The 17732-nt window shown below is 50.8% G+C and carries 29 protein-coding genes; 27 read left to right on the top strand and 2 right to left on the bottom strand.

What is annotated here, in order from left to right; all coding sequences use genetic code 11:
- Positions 1–13 precede the first annotated feature (13 nt).
- The 7 genes from RB151_RS08975 (at position 14) to RB151_RS08945 (ending at position 3032) form a co-directional block, all read left to right on the top strand.
- The gene (locus tag RB151_RS08975; RefSeq protein ID WP_000477209.1) at positions 14–898 is read left to right on the top strand and encodes a hypothetical protein; all 885 of its coding nucleotides are present in this window, start codon (positions 14–16) and stop codon (positions 896–898) included.
- A 65-nt stretch (positions 899–963) separates the two neighbouring features.
- Positions 964–1188, top strand: coding sequence for a class I ribonucleotide reductase maintenance protein YfaE (gene yfaE / locus RB151_RS08970; RefSeq protein ID WP_001102700.1), 225 nt, complete (start codon positions 964–966; stop codon positions 1186–1188).
- A 61-nt stretch (positions 1189–1249) separates the two neighbouring features.
- Positions 1250–1639: a hypothetical protein gene (locus RB151_RS08965; protein ID WP_000026577.1), complete on the top strand. Its 390-nt coding sequence runs from the start codon at positions 1250–1252 to the stop codon at positions 1637–1639.
- Complete coding sequence (locus RB151_RS22940; protein WP_001176699.1) at positions 1629–2081, top strand: hypothetical protein; 453 nt, start codon at positions 1629–1631, stop codon at positions 2079–2081. Before RB151_RS08965 ends, RB151_RS22940 begins: the two co-directional genes overlap by 11 nt.
- Positions 2082–2085: 4 nt before the next feature.
- A complete protein-coding gene (locus RB151_RS08955) occupies positions 2086–2361 on the top strand; it encodes a hypothetical protein (protein WP_000340223.1) in 276 nt (91 codons plus the stop codon).
- A 57-nt stretch (positions 2362–2418) separates the two neighbouring features.
- On the top strand, positions 2419–2610 hold the full coding sequence (locus RB151_RS08950) for a hypothetical protein (RefSeq protein ID WP_000651508.1): 192 nt from the start codon (positions 2419–2421) through the stop codon (positions 2608–2610).
- 2 nt (positions 2611–2612) lie between these two features.
- Positions 2613–3032, top strand: coding sequence for a hypothetical protein (locus tag RB151_RS08945; protein ID WP_001909295.1), 420 nt, complete (start codon positions 2613–2615; stop codon positions 3030–3032).
- Here RB151_RS08945 and RB151_RS23185 read toward each other — a convergent pair.
- On the bottom strand, positions 3029–3211 hold the full coding sequence (locus RB151_RS23185; RefSeq protein WP_000498033.1) for a hypothetical protein: 183 nt from the start codon (positions 3209–3211) through the stop codon (positions 3029–3031). The two genes, RB151_RS08945 and RB151_RS23185, sit on opposite strands and share 4 nt — an antisense overlap.
- 12 nt (positions 3212–3223) lie before the next feature.
- On the opposite strand from RB151_RS23185, the gene RB151_RS23625 reads away from it, so the two are divergent.
- The 7 genes from RB151_RS23625 to RB151_RS08915 all read left to right on the top strand — a co-directional run bounded on the left by RB151_RS23625 (position 3224) and on the right by RB151_RS08915 (position 9756).
- Positions 3224–3775 carry a hypothetical protein gene (locus RB151_RS23625; protein WP_227522997.1) on the top strand — a complete coding sequence of 184 codons (552 nt, stop codon included), beginning with the start codon at positions 3224–3226 and terminating at the stop codon, positions 3773–3775.
- 77 nt (positions 3776–3852) lie between these two features.
- Positions 3853–5232: a DNA cytosine methyltransferase gene (locus RB151_RS08935; protein WP_227511112.1), complete on the top strand. Its 1380-nt coding sequence runs from the start codon at positions 3853–3855 to the stop codon at positions 5230–5232.
- The gene (locus tag RB151_RS24290) at positions 5213–5476 is read left to right on the top strand and encodes a hypothetical protein (protein ID WP_227511111.1); all 264 of its coding nucleotides are present in this window, start codon (positions 5213–5215) and stop codon (positions 5474–5476) included. Before RB151_RS08935 ends, RB151_RS24290 begins: the two co-directional genes overlap by 20 nt.
- A 60-nt stretch (positions 5477–5536) precedes the next feature.
- Complete coding sequence (locus RB151_RS08930) at positions 5537–5968, top strand: hypothetical protein (protein ID WP_000687894.1); 432 nt, start codon at positions 5537–5539, stop codon at positions 5966–5968.
- A gap of 73 nt (positions 5969–6041) precedes the next feature.
- Positions 6042–6596, top strand: coding sequence for a hypothetical protein (locus RB151_RS08925; RefSeq protein WP_001093868.1), 555 nt, complete (start codon positions 6042–6044; stop codon positions 6594–6596).
- Positions 6597–6828: 232 nt separating this feature from the next.
- The gene (locus RB151_RS08920) at positions 6829–7215 is read left to right on the top strand and encodes a hypothetical protein (protein WP_000042274.1); all 387 of its coding nucleotides are present in this window, start codon (positions 6829–6831) and stop codon (positions 7213–7215) included.
- Positions 7216–7302: 87 nt separating this feature from the next.
- Positions 7303–9756, top strand: a complete 2454-nt coding sequence (locus tag RB151_RS08915) for a phosphoadenosine phosphosulfate reductase (protein WP_001187970.1) — start codon at positions 7303–7305, stop codon at positions 9754–9756.
- A 58-nt stretch (positions 9757–9814) separates the two neighbouring features.
- On the opposite strand, the gene RB151_RS24285 is transcribed toward RB151_RS08915, so the two are convergent.
- Complete coding sequence (locus RB151_RS24285; RefSeq protein ID WP_002210523.1) at positions 9815–9940, bottom strand: hypothetical protein; 126 nt, start codon at positions 9938–9940, stop codon at positions 9815–9817.
- 17 nt (positions 9941–9957) lie between these two features.
- Between RB151_RS24285 and RB151_RS08910 the strand changes: the two genes are divergently transcribed.
- From RB151_RS08910 to RB151_RS08855, 13 genes are all read left to right on the top strand, one after another.
- Positions 9958–10161: a hypothetical protein gene (locus RB151_RS08910; RefSeq protein ID WP_000050848.1), complete on the top strand. Its 204-nt coding sequence runs from the start codon at positions 9958–9960 to the stop codon at positions 10159–10161.
- A gap of 71 nt (positions 10162–10232) precedes the next feature.
- Positions 10233–10838 carry a 5'-deoxynucleotidase gene (yfbR, locus tag RB151_RS08905; protein WP_000071870.1) on the top strand — a complete coding sequence of 202 codons (606 nt, stop codon included), beginning with the start codon at positions 10233–10235 and terminating at the stop codon, positions 10836–10838.
- The gene (locus tag RB151_RS08900) at positions 10831–11100 is read left to right on the top strand and encodes a hypothetical protein (protein WP_000184110.1); all 270 of its coding nucleotides are present in this window, start codon (positions 10831–10833) and stop codon (positions 11098–11100) included. Before yfbR ends, RB151_RS08900 begins: the two co-directional genes overlap by 8 nt.
- Before the next feature lie 13 nt (positions 11101–11113).
- Positions 11114–11332 carry a hypothetical protein gene (locus RB151_RS08895; RefSeq protein WP_000260293.1) on the top strand — a complete coding sequence of 73 codons (219 nt, stop codon included), beginning with the start codon at positions 11114–11116 and terminating at the stop codon, positions 11330–11332.
- A gap of 73 nt (positions 11333–11405) precedes the next feature.
- Entirely contained in the window at positions 11406–11963 is a 558-nt protein-coding gene (locus RB151_RS08890; protein WP_000064432.1) for a hypothetical protein, read from the top strand.
- 74 nt (positions 11964–12037) lie between these two features.
- On the top strand, positions 12038–12889 hold the full coding sequence (locus tag RB151_RS08885) for a hypothetical protein (protein WP_000595210.1): 852 nt from the start codon (positions 12038–12040) through the stop codon (positions 12887–12889).
- A 204-nt stretch (positions 12890–13093) separates the two neighbouring features.
- Positions 13094–13240, top strand: a complete 147-nt coding sequence (locus RB151_RS23430; protein ID WP_001032042.1) for a hypothetical protein — start codon at positions 13094–13096, stop codon at positions 13238–13240.
- A gap of 106 nt (positions 13241–13346) precedes the next feature.
- Positions 13347–13733 (top strand): hypothetical protein, encoded by a 387-nt coding sequence (locus RB151_RS08880; protein WP_001077335.1) that lies wholly within the window; start codon positions 13347–13349, stop codon positions 13731–13733.
- 177 nt (positions 13734–13910) lie between these two features.
- Complete coding sequence (locus tag RB151_RS08875; protein WP_000122923.1) at positions 13911–15638, top strand: DUF7146 domain-containing protein; 1728 nt, start codon at positions 13911–13913, stop codon at positions 15636–15638.
- Positions 15625–15903, top strand: a complete 279-nt coding sequence (locus RB151_RS08870; protein ID WP_000268337.1) for a hypothetical protein — start codon at positions 15625–15627, stop codon at positions 15901–15903. Before RB151_RS08875 ends, RB151_RS08870 begins: the two co-directional genes overlap by 14 nt.
- A 72-nt stretch (positions 15904–15975) precedes the next feature.
- Positions 15976–16215, top strand: a complete 240-nt coding sequence (locus tag RB151_RS08865; RefSeq protein ID WP_000714162.1) for a permease — start codon at positions 15976–15978, stop codon at positions 16213–16215.
- A 246-nt stretch (positions 16216–16461) separates the two neighbouring features.
- The gene (locus RB151_RS08860; RefSeq protein WP_000868821.1) at positions 16462–16836 is read left to right on the top strand and encodes a hypothetical protein; all 375 of its coding nucleotides are present in this window, start codon (positions 16462–16464) and stop codon (positions 16834–16836) included.
- 113 nt (positions 16837–16949) lie between these two features.
- Positions 16950–17675: a hypothetical protein gene (locus RB151_RS08855; protein WP_000988732.1), complete on the top strand. Its 726-nt coding sequence runs from the start codon at positions 16950–16952 to the stop codon at positions 17673–17675.
- The last annotated feature ends 57 nt before the right edge of the window (positions 17676–17732 follow it).

Raw genomic sequence — 17732 nt, 5'->3', positions numbered from 1 at the left:
GATGGAGGACGCCATGTTCAAATCATCAGTATGCTCCTACGAAAACAGGGGGCCTTACGGAAACAACAAGTACCGAGGCAACTGCTCGGGCTTTATCGTTAAAGACTTCATTGAGTCTTACATGAGAAAGCCGAACGGGCTGGTGGCAGACCCAAGTGTTGGGGGTGGCTCTAGCATCGACGTTGCCAATGAACTTGGTGTCCGTTTCAAAGGGACAGACTTGCATCAGGGGTTCAACCTGTTGCGGGATGACTTCCTTTCGTTCCTCGGAGAGCCTGCACACCTGATCTGGTGGCACCCTCCTTACTGGGACATGATCCAGTATTCAGGTAAGCAGTGGGGCGAGCCCAACAAATGGGATATGAGCCGCATGAATTTGCCTGAGTTCGTTGAAGCCCTTGAGCTGGCCGTTATGAATATTCATGACGCCTGTGAGCGAGGAGGGCATTACGGAATCCTCATGGGAAACCTGAGGCGCGATGGGGATTATTTCAACCTGTCCAGCCTTGTGGAACGTATCGCACCTGGGAAGCTGGTGGATGAGATCATCAAAACACAGCACAACTGTGTGAGTGACCGAACTCAGTATTCCGGGAAGCTGGTGCGTATCGCCCATGAAAAGCTGTTGGTGTTTCGTCGTAACGACGTTGCCTCATCGCTCTGTCTTCTTGCTGCCGTACACCGTCGAGCAACCAATATGGTTTCGACTACGTGGAAAGCTGCAATACGCCGAACCCTACAGGGGAAAACGTTGAAGCTGGAGCAGATTTACAAAGAGATTGAACCCTACGCAAAGCATCGAGAGAACAACCACTGGCAAGCAAAGGTCAGGCAAGTTCTTCAAGATGCCAGGTTCTTTATTCGCATCGAGGTAGGTGTCTATGCACTTGCTGAGTAGCCCAACCGGGGCGTGACATCCCGGAGGGGATTGGTCGCGCTCATCAACAACAAAGGAGCGTGACCATGAACGTACAACTTCAAGCCAGCAACAATGTGCTGTTGGCGCAAATCGAAAGCAAAGGCCTCACTGTTGAAACGCATTGTCGCAGTGGCTTTTGTGGCATGTGCCGGGTTCGTCTACTCGAAGGTCAAGTGGCCTATGACGAGACGCCCATCGCATTTGTCAAAGAAGGGGAAGTGTTGGTTTGCTGCGCTAAAGCAAAAACCGATGTGACCTTGGAAATTTAACCCATCCGGAGGAGCCTTTCCTGCGGGTGGGGCTCCTCTATCCATTACGAGGAGAAACACTATGTCTATCAATACCAAAGTTGAACAAATCGCATACGGTCATGCTACCGCTCTAGTGCTCAGTGAACTGGGCCAACAAGAGAATTGGTGCAAGGCTTATGAGTATTTGTCTGAGTGTGTCGAACGGGGAGACGAGCCTGAGGATCTGGTCGTTTGGCAACCGTTTGAGCACTGGGAATGGAAAGACATTCTGGAGCAAATCGAGAGCGAAGCCGAGTCTCTGCTTTCGACTATTAAGTCCGTTTTAGGCTTGGCCCACAAAGGCATCATTCAGTCAGCAATTGACTGCTCTCTGGATTCGGACATGACCCAGCTTGACCTGATTGGAATGGTCGAGCTCGGAAGTGAAATCGAAGATGGGGAGTGTGCTGGAGGTGGCTATGCAGCTTAACCGATACACGGCCAGGGAGTCTGACAAAAGTCGGATACTTCGGACCATCGGCTGGTGCAAGCGCAATCACCTTACACTTGCCGGTCTTCCATACGAGGACAATCTTGCAGGAAGTGACGGGATCAGCATAGAGATCATCACTCCTCCTGGTATGTCGCGGGAAATGTTGGAGCAAGCCGTCAGAGAGGGGTATTCAGAGCGAGATGTCGTAAGGCATCGCATTCTGGAGTGCCCTGTCGGTTGGTTCATGGAAGCTGATGGCAAGGCATTTGATCATGAAGTGTTCCACGATTACGTGGTGGCTCATGGTTATGGCGAACCTTCCAGCGAAGCCTATGAGCTGGCGGAGCGGTGGTTCTGGCAGGGCAACGATTATGCGTTGATAGCTGCGGAAATAGTTGCTCGTGATCTTTGTGTTCGTGATGACGAAGATGAGGACTGATCCTATGGATGCTGTAGCGCATATAGCAGCAGATAACCTTGTACCGGCATGTGGAGGTGCAGAGAAGCCGTTTACCGTTAGTGGTAGACAGTGGCTTTACTGCTATCACCCAGCCAGTGGGAGGCACTGCTACTTAGACCTCGATAATGACCGTCCAGTCTGGCATCGAGGATTTCATCCTGCTTTTCATCCTGAGCTTGAGTTCGCTGATGAAGCTGAGTTGCTTCGACCAGTTGAGCGAAAGCCTGACCATGAAGAGCTGGAGGATTTTTACTTTTAACCCACGGGGCCGCTCTTCCTGATGGGAGACGGTCCTCCATTCTCAAAGGAGAAGACCATGAAAGATCACAGTCAAACGATTGTGTTCCCTGGGAACAATGTTGAATCACTTGCTGAGGCTAACGCCATGTTGAGCGCTGTGTCGGAAGATGCACGTAAAGCCAGCAATACGGAAGACAAACGTGACCTTGAATCGCTTCAAGGCTGGCTGGAAGAGAACATCAATTCTCAACTGGCAGGCGTGAAGTAACTATGACTGTAACCCCACTGGGGGCTTCATGCCCCTGTGGGGGCATGGTGCCCGTAAAAGGAGTCACCATGAATGCAGTGAAGATGATCCAGAAGGAAAACCAGCTTGAGCTGCCGCTTTTCTTCCTGGATGAAGAGCCGAAGACCGCAGAAGTCATTCCATTTGAGCCAAAGCCTGAATGGACTGATGATGAGGTAAGGCAGTTACGTGATGGGCTTTTATGGCATAGCCTTAGAGTCCTTGCTGATGGTCGAGCTGGAAGTGAAATCAAGCAGGAAACGATGGCTTGGGTGATGTCCGATGAGGTACATCCATTCTCATTTGTGGTCTGCTGCGATGAAGCAGGTTACGATCCATCTGGAGTAAGGGAAGGCGTGAAGTCTATCCTAAACCGCTTAGCGCGGGTTAAAGCGGGGGGTTAACCCCCTGCTTTCCCAGTGGCATCGACTTTCACATGTGAAAGTTTGTGCCCCTCGGAAAGCAAGATTTTGCTCTCTGTCGAGAGTGAATAGTGAGGTAGCTGGCCTCCCCAAACAAACAGCATTCTACATAACCCTTGGGGGATCACTGCCCCTCGGGCTGGTGGTTCCCTGACAAACATGGAGCCACAACTATGACTACTCTTGCCAGCTTTGCGAATCCGATTTCTGTTATTCAACGCTCACCAACCAGTGGGGTGTTTGGCACAAATCAGTTCGTAGGAGACAAAGAGGGATTTGTACAAAAGGTGCTCGGAAAGTGGTACTGCAATCCAGGGAATACCATTCCCGTTGAGAGCATGTCCCACCTTGAGCAGGCGGAGAAACTGTATGACTTCTATGTCAAGGGACGTGGTGCGCCCCCAAACTATTTGGAGTGCATCATGGAAAAACATAACCTCAAATCCGGATTCAGCATCTATTTCGCTGACGTCCATTTCGAGAAACAAGTCTACGCATTCGGCTCAGGACTTGGCTTCACCTCTGTGATTTACGCCTACTCGCTGGGCCGAGATCCGGAAGAAGCTGAGAAGCTGGCGCTTGAAAAGTACGACTCTGACGAAACGAAGGTGAAGAAGGTGCATGTCAATCTGGCTCGCAGCCAGGACATCAACCGCTACACCTTCCCTGAACAAATGGCTGGCTTTGCTAATGCCATTCAGTCTCACGGCATCGCTGTGAACTGAGAACCACTTTAAACCCATCGGGGCCATTACTTCCCGATTGGGACGGTAGTGGCCTCTCAACCGAAAGGAGAGAGCTCATGGCTACTATCGTAAACACCAAGTTAGGAGAACATCGAGGCAAGAAGCGCGTCTGGCTGGAAGGCCAAAAGCTACTGCGTGAAGGTTACTATCCTGGCATGAAGTATGATCTGGAGCTGAAAGATTCCCAGGTTGTGCTTCGCGTCAAAGAGGAGGGTAAGTTCACCATCAGTAAGCGCGAGCGCAATGGCCGGGTGTCTCCAATCATCGATCTGACCGTGCAGGAGCTTGCTACCGTTTTTGACGGTGTAGAGATGCTCCGCGTGTTCATCCGTAACGGCGCAATTGTGATCTCTGCTCACCATCAACAAGAGCGAGTGATCGAGCGCGTCAACCGGCTTATCAGTAAGCTGGAGAATGGAGAATCGCTTTCGGTATGCAGCCTCTTTCATGGGGGTGGTGTGCTTGATAAAGCGATTCACGCCGGTTTTCACAAGGCGGGAATTGCCAGTGCCATATCTGTGGCCGTGGAGATGGAAGGGAAATATCTCGATTCGTCTTTGGCAAATAACCCGGAGCTTTGGAACGAAGATTCTATTGTTATCGAATCGCCAATCCAGGCTGTGAATCTCAGCAAACGCCCACCACAGGTGGATGTTTTGATGGGGGGCATACCGTGTACCGGCGCGTCAAAGTCAGGTCGCAGTAAGAACAAGTTGGAGTTTGCCGAATCGCATGAGGCGGCAGGTGCCATGTTCTTCAACTTCCTGCAATTCGTAGAAGCGCTAAACCCAGCCGTTGTGCTGATTGAGAACGTGCCTGAGTACCAGAACACCGCTTCGATGGAAGTGATTCGTTCGGTGCTCTCTTCGTTGGGTTACTCCCTACAAGAGCGCATTCTCGACGGCAATGAGTTTGGGGTTATTGAGCGCCGCAAGCGTCTTTGTGTTGTTGCGCTTTCCCACGGGATCGACGGGTTTGAACTTGAGAAGGTTCAGCCTGTTCGCACCAAGGAAAGTCGCATACAGGACATCCTGGAGCCAGTTCCGCTCGATTCTGAACGTTGGAAGTCATTTGACTATCTGGCTGAGAAGGAGTTGAGAGACAAAGCTGCTGGCAAGGGGTTCTCTCGCCAGCTTCTGACTGGCGACGATGAGTTTTGCGGCACCATAGGTAAGGACTATGCAATGCAGAAGTACCGAACCTTTCATTGTTCATCCAGAACAGCCGGAGTTGTCTCGCATCTTTACACCGACAGAACATTGTCGAGTGAAAGGGATACCAGAGGAACTCATCCAAGGTCTGTCGGACACTATTGCCCACCAGATTCTCGGGCAATCGGTAGTCTTTCCCGCGTTCGAGGCTTTAGCCCTCGCATTAGGGAACAGCCTGTGGAGCTGGGTTGGAATGATGCCAATCATGGTCGAAGTCGTGGATGAATCACAGCCGGTGATCGGTGGTGAAGACTTCCATTGGGCAACGGCATTGGTTGACGCAAAGGGCACTCTCAAGCTGTCACCGGCAGCGAAAAAACAGGGGATGCCCTTCAACATTATGGATGGTCAATTGGCTGTCTATTCACCTAACGGAACTAAAAAGAGCTGCGGCCATGAGCCTTGCGAATATCTCCCGGTAATGATGTCCGGAGACGCAATCATGGTCACTTCATCTTTGGTTCATTAGTAACTCACCGGGGCAATGCCGAAAGGCCTTTGCTCCGGCCTATCCGAAAGGAGAGTAATCATGAAAATCGAAACTGTTGTGCCTTTACCTCCCGAGGATTCAGGCCTTCAACACTGCATTGCCAGGTTCCATAACCGCAACATGGATTCCAAGCGAAAAGACAAGACCCGTTTTTTCAGGAGGGAGCCGGTTATGATCGTAAACCCAGAGACCAAAGCAAAGGTTCTCCGGTATGCGATGGGCAACCCTGGGAATTTATCCATCACAAAGCTGGCGGTCGCGCTGGATTACGATGCGGTAGATGCTCTGGGTGTTCGTTTTAAAGACACTGTAAATCTTGAGGTTCGCAGAGCCAGGCGCTGGGAAGTCTGGCAGTGGTTCTGGAACCATCCGGATCAAAGTGTCCAACTGTCAATCAAATTGGGCGTGGTTGGCGCTGTGTTGGGAGTCATGGGCTTCCTGACTGGCGTAGCTCCGTACCTCTTGGGATAAACCAATAAAGCCGTTAACGGGCAATGTAAGTCCGGAGACGGCTTGCATTGCTCTCTCGAAAGTGGAGAGTCAAATGAACACATTAGAACAACTTGTAAATCAGAGAGTGCTTGAGGAAGGTCTGAAAAAGGCGAAGCCATTGGCCGCGCAAATGGGGCTTGAATCTGTACCTGATGAGATGCTTGAAATGATCTGCCCAAACTTGAACTACTCTGGGCAGTTTACGCCAGCTCTGTACGCGAGATTTCAAAGCGTAAAGCGATTACTGAAAGAGTTGTCGGAACAAACCTCACCTAAGCACGGGCATATTGTGAAGTTTACCAACCAATATGGGAGCTACGATGAGTCAGCTTTGCTGTTCAAAGAAGGCGACGTCAGAAACCAGAACTTGGTTGCTTGTGTGGGCGGGAAGACGCTAAATCTCGGAGAGCTAGAGCTTCGAGATTATGGGCTCAATATGCACATCGGTTGCGGTGGACCATTTGAGCCGATCTCAGAAGCGCAGATTCAGTCCTTGTCTGAGTTTGACTTCTATGAGACGACCTACAGATTCTGGGGCCAGAATCCATGTGGAAACGGGATGATAGACATCACCGTCCCTATGAAACGTTGGTTCTTGACTGTGTAGCTTCAACCTGAGTGCGCCGAGAAATCGGCGTACCGGCCCCTTAAAAAGGGTAATCAGCGCAGGGGGAAACCCCGCGCTTTCCCAAGCATCTCGGTTTCCCAGGGTGCTTCGGAAAGTGCCTTAGGCGCTCAAGTGCGGTAGCTGGCTGCCAAAAACAAACAGCAAATTATCAACCCTGACGGGAGCACCTCCTGTTAGGGGGGCTCCGTCATAAACTGAACGGAGATATAGCATGTCTAAAAACGTCAACGATGTTTTTTCAAACCGAACTTCTTTGGAATGTACTGTAAATGCAGCGCTGGATCGTCGTATCGGTCTGCGTGTCGGGTTCCCTCATTACAGAGAAGGAGCAAACGGTGTGGTTTGTGAGATCGAAGCAGAGTACCCATTGCTCAACACTCATTCGAGTGTTGCATGGCCCCTGCTCGATGAACTCAACAGTTACACCATCCAAAAAAACCAATCGCTCATTGATCACATTGATAATGCGGTCGCTGAACTGTTGAAACACAAGGCTCGTCTACAGCTTGATATTCAAAAGCTGCAAGACGGTGACATTGATCTGGTGAAACAGGCCAAGCAGCAATACGAAGACAACCAGATGTCGAGTAGCAGCTAGTTCAGGTCTGATAGCCAGGATTCAATTTTAACCCTACCGGGGTGCTTTCCCGGAAGGGATGGGCACCCTGCTAATCCAGGAGGCCCTATGCAACAAACATTAAACTTTGATCTATCAGAACAACCCATCCCAGTGCTTTTGCGTGGGGATAAGTGGGATTCTGTTTGGTCAGAACTGACTGATAACGAGGATTTGAACTTCGTTGATGCCAGTAGAGGAACCAGTCTGTCATCGTTGATCACGTCATCGGTTGAGTCCATTCACACGGCCTTAATTGATGGGTGGACCATGATGATCGGCTATTCCAGTGGTAAAGATTCTGAAACGGTCTTGCACCTGTTCCTGATGGCCCTGATCCGGGCTGTAAGGAGTGGGGCGACCATCAGCCAGCACCACTTCATCTTGCACACTGACACACTGATCGAAAGCCCAGAGGTAAGGTGGCTGGCGGATCAGAAACTGGCCGAGCTGGAGCGTTTCATTGCGAAGGAAAACCTTCCTCTGACCATCGTTCTAGCAAAGCCTGGGATCTCGCAGAGTTGGACGGGCCGAATCCTTACTGGGAGGGGGTTGCCTACGTTTTCCAACTCCACGGCCCGCCAGTGTAGCCAGGATTTAAAAATCACCTCTGCCAAAAGAGCGAAGGCAGCTTATATGCGAGAGCTTCCCAAAGAGGTTCGACAGAAAGTCTGCCTTTTGCTGGGCAGTCGTGATGCTGAAAGCACTATTCGTGCGGCCAACATTGCAAAACAGCGAGGAAGCTCAGATCGCGTCATTAAGACGAAAGATGGGGGTGAGCTGTATGTGGTGAAAAACTGGTTGGCGAGTGATGTCTGGGAGTTCTTACTATCCGCTGGCATGGGCTCAGCATATCCTCTGCCAAGTTACTTGGAGAGCAATGTCACTACGGCAGAGCTTTACAAGGCGGCAACAGGGGAGTGCGTGTGGTCGGCAACAGAGAAGAAGGCCAGTGACGCCTGTGGCGCTCGCTTCGGTTGCTGGGCTTGCCAGGCTGTTGGGTTGGATAAGTCAATGGAGACGTTGCTTGCCACGGACCCTGAAAGGCATGGCTATATGTCGGGGCTGAACCGCATCCAGCGCTACTTGGCAAAACGCCGGTACGCATGGGAAGACCGCCATCCCGTAGGTCGAACGATTTACGAGGGCGGATACATCAAAATACAGCCGGACGTTTACAGTCCTGTTTTCCTAGAACGATTGCTTCATGTCTGTTGCAGCATGGACTACATGGAGCAAAAGAGAGCTGATGAGCTGGCATACAAGCTGGCTACTGGTCAAGCAGAGGATAACGACTGGAACCGTCGAATGGCAGAGCCACAATTCCGGATCATATCGGAAGAGGCTTTAGTCCATATCGACTTCATGTGGGCCTTCCATCATTTCAATGATAAGCCTTTCCATGCCCTGGAGATTTACCACAGGGTTTGGTCGATGGGTGATCTGGACTTGCTGGAAGACGAGCCGCAGTGTGAAACCGTTCCTCAGTCACCAATTCCGAAGCCATTGTGGTTGAAGGTTGGTCGCTGGGGCGATGGTTCGCTTTCTGATGGCTTGGCCGATCCGTTAGCGGAAATGGCTTACTTTGACGGCGGGGATGACCCGTTGGCAGCGCAAGTGATCAATACCGCAGACGGAAAGAGAAGGGTGGTTTGCTTCGCAGAAGATGATGAAGTGAAAGTCGATCCCGACTCCGCTGCGTTCATCATCTGGAACGAATACCCGCGACTAAGGGAGTCTGTACTGAAGGGACATTATACGCCCGGTAGTGCAGCGCAGTTCTACCTTCGGTTCGGAGCAATCCAGCTTGCGAAAGGAAAAGGCGCTTTGTATCACCGTATGATGCAAAGAGGTCAAACCTACCACCAGATGGGCCTTACAGGGCTACAGACGATGGAAGGAATCCAACAGCGCAAGGATGTCAAAGTGCTTAGCGATGCTAAGTACAAAGATCTGGTGAAGCGAAAAATCAAGGGAAGACTGGCAACGGTACGCTGGTGGGTCAACTTGCACTTAACGTTCAAGTACCATCTGCACCACCGTACTCCGACGGGGTTGTTCATCGAGAAGCAACTTGACCAGGAAGCAATGGAAGAACAGAAACGGCATCAGGAGCGATGGTTTAACTACGTGACTGACGCGATGCTTTGTTACTCCAGCGCATTCTGTATGAGCGTCATGGAAGGGCGAGAGGGGAGCGGAAACGCCAACATTCGTCGTTACATGGCCGCGACCAGAAGGAAGGCTTATACGGCCCTCTGCGAGCTCTTGGACAATACTGACGCCCAGTGGGTGAATGATGTGGTCCAGAGTGCCGTAGGGCAGTATGAGGCGATACAGGCAGCCCTAACCGAAGGTTCCGCGCTTGCTATCTATCTCGACTGGATCAACCTACTGTCAAAACGCCATCCAGCCTCTTTGGAGCGACATGTCAGAACGATGATCAAGGCGGTTCAACGCTTACATCGCCGCGACGACACAGAGTTGCAAAGAGGACAGCAAGGCTTGTCCTTGGCCGCATAAAAAGCCCTCCTTCGGGAGGGCTTTTTCTTTTGCACCCCAAAAGGGCAATTACAGCGTTTTACCCTTTTAGGTGGCTGTCATACTCTTTGTTCATTGTCAGCGCTTGCTGGCTATAACGGTAGCTGGCCCAAAACAGCAATAACCTAACCCCTCGGGAGGAAACCCCTCCTGGGTTCTCTCCCACAAACAAAGGAGAGAAGCATGAGCCTAGACAAGTTAAGTCGGCTGGTGGACCAACAACGAAAGACCCAGGATGAAATCGACAATGAAATCATTCTGGCCGTCAAAGAGGTGTTGGCTACAAACTCAGTCGGTTTAGCCCGTGAGCTTGTTGGGGGTGTCCCGCAAGATCATCCATTCCATCCGTTTTTACTCGCTATAGCTAAGCAGCTTGACCCGAGATAACTAAGTAACCCAACCGGGTACACCAAGGCCCGGTCGGCTTTGGTGTACCTCCAACCAATTTTGGAGGCACTATGTCTAATTCAAATTTCGGCTTTCTAGCTCTGGCCTTGCGCCAACGCCTGATCAAACGCTGGTCACTGATGCACTCTGTTCAACCGGAGTCTGTGTTGGAACACAGCGCTGTTGTTACCCTGCTTTCCTACCTGGCTGGCAATATTGCCATTCAGCAAGGGAAGTCGGTGGATCTGGCAGTCATGCTTGCTCATGCTTCGTTGCATGATGCAGCCGAGGTTCTCTGTTCGGATGTTGTAACACCGGTCAAGAAAGCAAACGCTGTTTTGCAGCGTGAGTTTGAACGACTGGAAAAGGCCGCAGAGGACAAACTCATCCAGACTCTTCCCGAAGAACTCCAGGATGCAGTCGCCATAGCCTTCGCTCCCGGTGGCTATGAACAATCACTGGTTAAGGCCTGTGATACCTACTCCGCTTACATCAAGTGCAAACTTGAGGTGGCCGCAGGTAATGGCCTTGAGTTCCAGGATGCTCTCAGCAAAATGGAACGTGTTGTTGCTCAGGTGAAATCGGACTTCCCGGAAATCGACGCTCTGGACAAATGGTTTGGTAACGGACTCGGCCATTCAGTAGATAAACTGCTGGCAGGGGGTAACGATGACTAATCCAATCCCTGGCGACATCAAGATTAAGGACTTTGGCCGCGACCGGAAATTCCGTTCGGTTGATGAGCTTCAAAGCACTTTGTCAGAACAGTACAAAGGTCAGCATGTCAGCATCGTTTACCCTGCAAAGCCCAGCGGTTTACTCCGCACGGTTTTTGTCAGTGTCGATGATGCTGGTGGCGTGAATCGAACCTATGGGGACCAGTCTCCTGTCGATTTTTCTGCCATCAAAGATGACCTGTATGTACCAAGTGACCTGTAGGAGAGCACTAGCTATGGTGGTGATCATCGTAAACACAGGACACTATGAGTTTATCGGCCTTGGTGAGACCCACGGACAAGCCACAGAAGGGCTTTTGAAACGCTGGGACGAACACTGCGAACGTAATCCGGATGCTGAGTCTGGTTACATGCAGGAGCTGATAGAAGAAGGAAGCGCACAAGTTGTCGAGATGGAGCCCGGCTCCGCCGTAATTTACGGACTTGACGGCTAAGCCTTCTCAACTAACCCACTCGGGCGCATCATCCCGAGAGGGTGTGGTGCGTCCTAACCAAAAGGAATGCACTATGTCTAACTTTGAACAAGCTCTGGAGCGTACTGACGGTAAAACACTGATTCTCAGCAATGGGAGTAAGTGGGCAGGCCAAGACCCGGACAGCATTCAGACTTTACTGGATGTCCTGGGTGACAACGTTCTTGACCCGATGTTTGAGCAGTATCACTGTTATCGCCCATACCCGTTTGAACCAATGGTGAGGACGGGGCGAAATGGCGAAATGTTCCAGCCTTGGCTTGGGGCAGCCTGCTTCTTTGGGAACTTCCTGACCGTCTCTCATGTTTTCAACATCATCACGAAAGATGACGGTGTTGTTGAGGCCTTAACAGAGGCGATCCGGAAGAATATGGCGACTGAACAGTACCAGCAGAATGCCTATGAGCGTTATGCCGGTTGGTTCTACGCTGAAACCAGCGAAGGGTTAAGGCTAGTCTCTCCAAGTGAGGCTGCCGACATCCGAGCTGGCGCAGTTTCAAAGCTGCGTTACCCAAGAAACTTCGAGGTTATGAAAACTGCGGTTCTCAAAGGTCCTCGATTTGATACTGAATTAAGCCGCAAGGCTTCTTAACCCAAACATTAACCCCACGGGGGACATCGGTCCCTGAGGGGATGGTGTCTCCCTCTGAAATTAAGGAGATACCAATGATTAAACAGCATTTTCAAAACGAACTGGTTAAGTGTGGATACCCGGATGATCTGACGATTGAGTACAGTCTCGGATACTGCCAGGGGGATGGCGTAGCCTTCTACGGGGATTTGAGCGTTGATGACGTCAAAGCTCTCATGAATCGCCTATTCAGCACTGAGCCCGGCCAAGTGGATGCTGTCAGCCGCGTGAAGAACCTGATGGCACAGAAAGACATTGAGAATATGCTTTCTGTCCTCCGCGAATATGGTTCCTGTGACCTGTCCATTACTCGGAATAGTCACGGGCATCACTACAGCCATTGGAACTGCATGAACATCGACGACAACGTGGACTTCACAGGGATCTTCCCTGATGATGATTCCATGATTGGCACCGGCATTGAAGGGATTAACCAGGATATGGTCGAGCGCTGGCAAGACCTCTGGGAACGCTTTGTGCTGGAGCTGGCGGATGATGTAAAAAGTCTTTCCAAGAAGCTCGAAGCGGACGGGTACTCGCTGATCGAGGCCTCTCCATGCGAAGATGAAGTGGTTTGGGAACGGGCCACTGAAAACTACCTGGTGCGTGTTACTGAACTCCCTGAGCGGGATTTCGATATGGGCCACTGGGATGACGAAGTAAGAGACCAAACAATTTGTTCTATCCTGGAAGGGAAAGAGCGAGTGCTTGGCCTACGTGTTGAGGTACTCTCTCGTGAAAACGAGATTGTCCTGGGTGAAGAGAGTCTGCACGGCTTGACCGTTGCCAGTGATGACAAGAGCTACGCTGGCTACAGACGAGAACTTCTCCGGGGCGCTATCCAGCAAACCAGGGACTTTTTCTCTCGCCACCTCAAAGCGGCATAACAAGGCAGGGGGAAACCCCTGCTTTACTTCCCAAGTCTTCTTACTCATGGTTAAGCCATCAGTAAGCAGATTTTGTCCTCCCTGAGGGCGAAAGCGTGCGATAGCTGGTCGCCAAAAACAAACAGCAAATTAACGTTAATTTATTAATCCCTGCGGGAGTCTATCTCCTGCTGGAGATACCTCCCGTTATTTCTGGAGGTATCCATGAACAAATTCCAAGACTTTAAGTTGGTTTATCGTCAAGGTGGTCGTCGCTTAGAGCGTGTCTTTAAGGACACTCTTTACGCGAATGTGAAGCGTGTCGCTGACTCGTTTCCTCCGACCGTTCTTTGGCGCATTCAGCCAGCGTAAAACTCGGAACCTTAAAGCTCGGCTTTGGCCGTGACCTTTCAATAACCCATGCGGGTACACTTCCCCGCACGGGGTAGGTGTACCCATTAACTTTGGAGTACACCTTATGAACCAAGTAGCTAAATTGGACCTCGCCCAAATCCGTCAACAAGCCATCAATGATGGTCTGCTGGTGGACCAATCTTCCATCGGTAAACAAGCTGGTTTCCTGACCAATGTGGCAGTGACCCCGGCAATTGTCGATGGAGTATTTGGTGCAGATGGTAAGCACTCGGTAGAAGACTTCCTTTTCATGTTTTTGCAGCTTTGTGTTGCTCAAACAAAGGTCGCTTTTACCGACAACAAGAATTGGGGAAAGATTCGTCTTTATTACCCCATGCCCACTGTAGATGGCTTTTTCAAACCCACTGAGGTTGTGATTAAGTCAGATCCTGTAACCGCAGATGTCACAATCATGATGGCCTCGGAAGATGGCACTCATTTGTGCTTGTGATATTCACAAAATTCGCCTCCGTTTCGGGGGCGACCTTTTTAAACCCCTCGCCGGGGAGTTCTCCCCGGCTGGGGAGCCTCCTTGGCACATTCTCCCGGTGTCGGGGTTTCCTTAAAACCCTGGCGACGGGGGTTTAAGGAAGCCTCGATGCTGGGGTTCACGCTAAGGAGAAAACCTATGTCTTACTACAAAGCTGACACCGTTCGTGAAGCTGCAAACGGAAACTGGCTATTCATCCTGGCGGCCCTAGCGCCCCATCTTGAACCAGCTCTCCGTAAACCTGGTCGTCATGTTTCTTGTCCTATCCACGGCGGGAAAGATGGCTTCCGACTGTTCAAGGATGCCCACCTGACTGGTGGCGGCGTATGCAATACATGCGGTGCCAATCATGATGGTTTTGAGCTGCTGATGTGGCTCAATAACTGGGACTTTAAACAGTGCCTGAGCGAGGTTGGTGATTATCTGGGCGTTGAGAAAGAGCAACCCCAGTATCAACAAGCCGCTGCACCGACACGAGCTCCTGTCCAGGCCAAAGCGCCTGTTCAGCAAGAGCCTATGAAGGTGAATAACAAGGTTCTCGATTCCAAGAATCGTAAAAAATCCATTGCCGGTACTCTGATTGCCCACGGTAAAGCTCCTTATGAGCATAACGAAGACAACGAGCTCAGCTACTTTGCCTTCATCCGTGACAAGAGCGGTTTGGAACGCACCATCTGGGGCGTGGATCTTGAAAGAGCCATTGGTGAAAGTGAAGCCAAGTATGGGGATGAGATCGTCATGACAAACCTCGGGCGCGAGCCTGTAACTGTCGTCGTTGAAGTTAAGGACGAGCAGGGGAATGTTGTGAGAGAACAACCTATGCAAACGCATCGCAACACCTGGCTGGTGGAACGTCGCGGCGCTACGGTAACGCAGTTCCGCGCTCGCTCGAACGGTGGTGTTGAGCCGGTGAGTCACCATGTTGAGTCGGCCCCTGTGGTCAACCGCACGGTAGAAGCTCCGGCACCGCAAGTACAACATGCGGCCACACAACCGGAAGAGCAAAGCAGCGAAAACAAGCCGAAAGTTGTTCCGATGTTTCGTGAACAACCTAAGCCTTGGCTGCTTGAGCTCCAAGAAGAAATGGAGAAGAGAATGGAGCGCGAACGCGCTTACAGTGCTCGTCTCCGTGAGAAAATCGAGAAGGTATGGAACGAGTGTTTGCCGTTCTCCAGTCATGTGACTGAGCCAATGCGTCTGTACTTCAAAAACCGCGAGCTTCTGTTCAAGGTTGATGAAGTAGAAAAAACAGACTGTCTGCGGTTCAATCCGGCTATGGCCTACTACGACGAAGATGGCAATGAAGTTGGGAAATTCCCGGCTATCGTCTGCGCTATCCGAGATGTGGAAGGCAACCTGGTAACGCTCCACCGCACCTATCTCACCCAAAACGGTAAAAAAGCCAAGGTCGGCAACGCCAAGAAGATGATGCCCATTCCTGACGGTTTGGATGTCAATGGCGCGGCCATCCGCCTCGGTGAACCGACTGAGGGTATCCTGGGTGTTGCAGAAGGGCTGGAAACAGCCCTGTCAGCTTATCGAGTCACTCAAATCCCGGTTTGGTCAACGGTCAATGCGACCCTGATGGAGTCCTTCGAGGTTCCAGAAGGTGTTCACACCGTACTGATCTGGGCTGACAAAGATAAGTCTGTGACTGGTGAGAAGTCAGCGAACGTGCTGAAAGCCAAGCTGGAGAAGCGCGGCATTCGTGTGTACGTCCTGCTGCCTAAACTCCCGATCCCGCCCAGAGCGAAAGGGATTGACTGGAACGATGTCCTGATGAGTCAGGGAAGCCTCGGTTTCCCGAATGCTCGCTACCTGCGCGATTTCATTGCGAGAAGGAGAGCTGAGTATGGCCGTCATTGATGTCTCGAAGGTTGATACAACGCCTGGTAACGACGCGGTGTGCCCCTTTTCTCCCCCTGAGGGGTGGGAGGGGGACTCTGCGGCCTACGTTGAGCTTATGCGGTCTCGGTATCGTCATCTGATGCACGGCCAGAGAATGATGGTGACAGCCTCCTTCGCAAGAAGGGAGCCTATCCAAGTTACTGGCCCGTTTGCTGATGAAGCGACGAAGATCATTAACTCAATGAAGATGAACAAGGCGAAGCCAACAGCTTTGTCTGCCTAAAACTTTAACCCTGAGGGGGTGTTCATGCCCTCTCGGGCATGATTCGCCTCCTCTTCAACTATGGAGGTAATCATGAAAAAGTTTTTGCGTATTAAGACGTGGTTTGTGCGTCTTTTCTCTCCTGACAAGAAGACTCTGGGAGCTATCGGTGAAGACCTGCGTAAGGTCGCCGTAACAGCCATCGGTGTCGGTATTGTAGGATTGGCTGTATCTGGGGACACTATAACCGTCAAAGAAGCCGGTTTGGTGTTGGTCATTGGGGTTATCCTGTGGATCTATGGTATAATCTTAACCAAGGTCAGCAATTCCTAAGGGGGTCAAATGGACGCTTTCACATTAGGCATGTTGGGGTTGCTCATTTTTTTCACTGTCGTCACTGGCGGCAGTCTGTATCTCTACCATGAGAAACAGAAGGAAAAAAAGCATCACAACGCCTAAAGAGTAACTGCGATAATGAACGTAAAGGCCAGCAATAGCTGGCCTTTTTTTATACTTGCAGTTTGAAGTGTTACATGTCACGATGAAGTTGGTGTGACATGTAACGGTAAAGGTGTTTTTTTGAAAGTATCCAATGAAGATGCTCAGGCTACGGCGATCTATCTCCTCAGAGCTGCTTCGCGCCCAGCTTTCTGGCGTGACGTCCCATTCGATAAGAAACTTGAAGCCGTGGACAGCCTGAACAGCATGGGGCGATCACCATCAGAACTCACTGAATGGATTAATAAATATCTGACAGCAGAGCAAATCAATAAACTCGGGACATCAATTAGGCAACGTCGCAGAAGGGGATATGGTGTTGGTAAAAGCATAACTATAAGCGATAAAGCCCACAGGATTTTGAAGCGGTTGGCAGAAGTCGATGGTTGCAATTTGTCAGAAGTGATAGAGAAACGCCTAGCCCGAGCTTATAAAAATACTTGGGACCACAAATAGAGTGGCACTAGGGGTTGCATTTTTAAAACCCGTGGTAGCATCTAAATGAACCCTAACGAATAGGGGTGCTGGCGGCGATGCCGACCATTATCCCGATAATGGAGAAATAGACCATGATGACACTGACTACTGTCTCGAAGAAAACTTCTAATAATTCAGCCCTTGTATTCTGGCGCGTTGGTACAAAACGGAAAGGCATCCTTGATGTTCGTATTGATTTTGACAACGAGGAGGCAGATCTTTTGGCTGAGCTCGTAGCCATTCGCTATCTGGCGCTGGACAAACAGGTTTTTTGCAGAGAGCCAGGTGCTGGTGCTGGTTACAAGCTGGTGGTATCCAAAGGTGCGATTAAAAAGCTGGCGCTGGGCAAATCCACCAAGGAGTTTGCATTCAAGTTTGCGGCTTGCCTCACTGGACGTTTAAAGGGCGCTACTATTGAAGTTTCGCAGAGCATGGAGTTTATGGATGAGCCGGGTGAGGGCAACGTTGAGCTCCTCGATGTGGACAAGCAAGCCTATACTCAAACCCATGACGAAATCTCTACACCGGCCATTGGTCCCGTCCTTGTTACTCAACATGCCATCGATCAGTATCAGGCCCGGATAACCTCTGGAGACCCTAAAAAACCGTGGGCCTCACTCGTTGGTCGCCTCCAGCATCCAGAGTTACAGGTTCAACCCTTTGACGAGAAAGTGGCTCGCCATAAAGCCAGAAAGTATGGCCGCGTAGATAACGTGGAAGTCTGGGGCCATAGAGATTCCAAGTTCAAGTACCTGATGGTGATCAACGACGACAACCAAAAACGTGTTCTTGTCACAGTGTTTGAGCGAAATGAGTAACCTGCTTCTCATTTGTTCTGAATACACAACCTCTCCAAATCACGTATTCATACCCTA

Origin of the sequence: Providencia rettgeri, from assembly GCF_001874625.1 — a bacterium.
GTDB classification, from domain to species: Bacteria; Pseudomonadota; Gammaproteobacteria; order Enterobacterales; family Enterobacteriaceae; genus Providencia; species Providencia huashanensis.
This window is presented reverse-complemented; position numbering and strand designations above follow the sequence as displayed.

Coding starts and splice junctions, on each gene's coding strand:
- RB151_RS08975 (WP_000477209.1), top strand. CDS start 14: ATGTTCAAATCATCAGTATGCTCCTACGAAAACAGGGGGCCTTACGGA.
- yfaE (WP_001102700.1), top strand. CDS start 964: ATGAACGTACAACTTCAAGCCAGCAACAATGTGCTGTTGGCGCAAATC.
- RB151_RS08965 (WP_000026577.1), top strand. CDS start 1,250: ATGTCTATCAATACCAAAGTTGAACAAATCGCATACGGTCATGCTACC.
- RB151_RS22940 (WP_001176699.1), top strand. CDS start 1,629: ATGCAGCTTAACCGATACACGGCCAGGGAGTCTGACAAAAGTCGGATA.
- RB151_RS08955 (WP_000340223.1), top strand. CDS start 2,086: ATGGATGCTGTAGCGCATATAGCAGCAGATAACCTTGTACCGGCATGT.
- RB151_RS08950 (WP_000651508.1), top strand. CDS start 2,419: ATGAAAGATCACAGTCAAACGATTGTGTTCCCTGGGAACAATGTTGAA.
- RB151_RS08945 (WP_001909295.1), top strand. CDS start 2,613: ATGACTGTAACCCCACTGGGGGCTTCATGCCCCTGTGGGGGCATGGTG.
- RB151_RS23185 (WP_000498033.1), bottom strand. CDS start 3,211: ATGTTTGTCAGGGAACCACCAGCCCGAGGGGCAGTGATCCCCCAAGGG.
- RB151_RS23625 (WP_227522997.1), top strand. CDS start 3,224: ATGACTACTCTTGCCAGCTTTGCGAATCCGATTTCTGTTATTCAACGC.
- RB151_RS08935 (WP_227511112.1), top strand. CDS start 3,853: ATGGCTACTATCGTAAACACCAAGTTAGGAGAACATCGAGGCAAGAAG.
- RB151_RS24290 (WP_227511111.1), top strand. CDS start 5,213: ATGGTCGAAGTCGTGGATGAATCACAGCCGGTGATCGGTGGTGAAGAC.
- RB151_RS08930 (WP_000687894.1), top strand. CDS start 5,537: ATGAAAATCGAAACTGTTGTGCCTTTACCTCCCGAGGATTCAGGCCTT.
- RB151_RS08925 (WP_001093868.1), top strand. CDS start 6,042: ATGAACACATTAGAACAACTTGTAAATCAGAGAGTGCTTGAGGAAGGT.
- RB151_RS08920 (WP_000042274.1), top strand. CDS start 6,829: ATGTCTAAAAACGTCAACGATGTTTTTTCAAACCGAACTTCTTTGGAA.
- RB151_RS08915 (WP_001187970.1), top strand. CDS start 7,303: ATGCAACAAACATTAAACTTTGATCTATCAGAACAACCCATCCCAGTG.
- RB151_RS08910 (WP_000050848.1), top strand. CDS start 9,958: ATGAGCCTAGACAAGTTAAGTCGGCTGGTGGACCAACAACGAAAGACC.
- yfbR (WP_000071870.1), top strand. CDS start 10,233: ATGTCTAATTCAAATTTCGGCTTTCTAGCTCTGGCCTTGCGCCAACGC.
- RB151_RS08900 (WP_000184110.1), top strand. CDS start 10,831: ATGACTAATCCAATCCCTGGCGACATCAAGATTAAGGACTTTGGCCGC.
- RB151_RS08895 (WP_000260293.1), top strand. CDS start 11,114: ATGGTGGTGATCATCGTAAACACAGGACACTATGAGTTTATCGGCCTT.
- RB151_RS08890 (WP_000064432.1), top strand. CDS start 11,406: ATGTCTAACTTTGAACAAGCTCTGGAGCGTACTGACGGTAAAACACTG.
- RB151_RS08885 (WP_000595210.1), top strand. CDS start 12,038: ATGATTAAACAGCATTTTCAAAACGAACTGGTTAAGTGTGGATACCCG.
- RB151_RS23430 (WP_001032042.1), top strand. CDS start 13,094: ATGAACAAATTCCAAGACTTTAAGTTGGTTTATCGTCAAGGTGGTCGT.
- RB151_RS08880 (WP_001077335.1), top strand. CDS start 13,347: ATGAACCAAGTAGCTAAATTGGACCTCGCCCAAATCCGTCAACAAGCC.
- RB151_RS08875 (WP_000122923.1), top strand. CDS start 13,911: ATGTCTTACTACAAAGCTGACACCGTTCGTGAAGCTGCAAACGGAAAC.
- RB151_RS08870 (WP_000268337.1), top strand. CDS start 15,625: ATGGCCGTCATTGATGTCTCGAAGGTTGATACAACGCCTGGTAACGAC.
- RB151_RS08865 (WP_000714162.1), top strand. CDS start 15,976: ATGAAAAAGTTTTTGCGTATTAAGACGTGGTTTGTGCGTCTTTTCTCT.
- RB151_RS08855 (WP_000988732.1), top strand. CDS start 16,950: ATGATGACACTGACTACTGTCTCGAAGAAAACTTCTAATAATTCAGCC.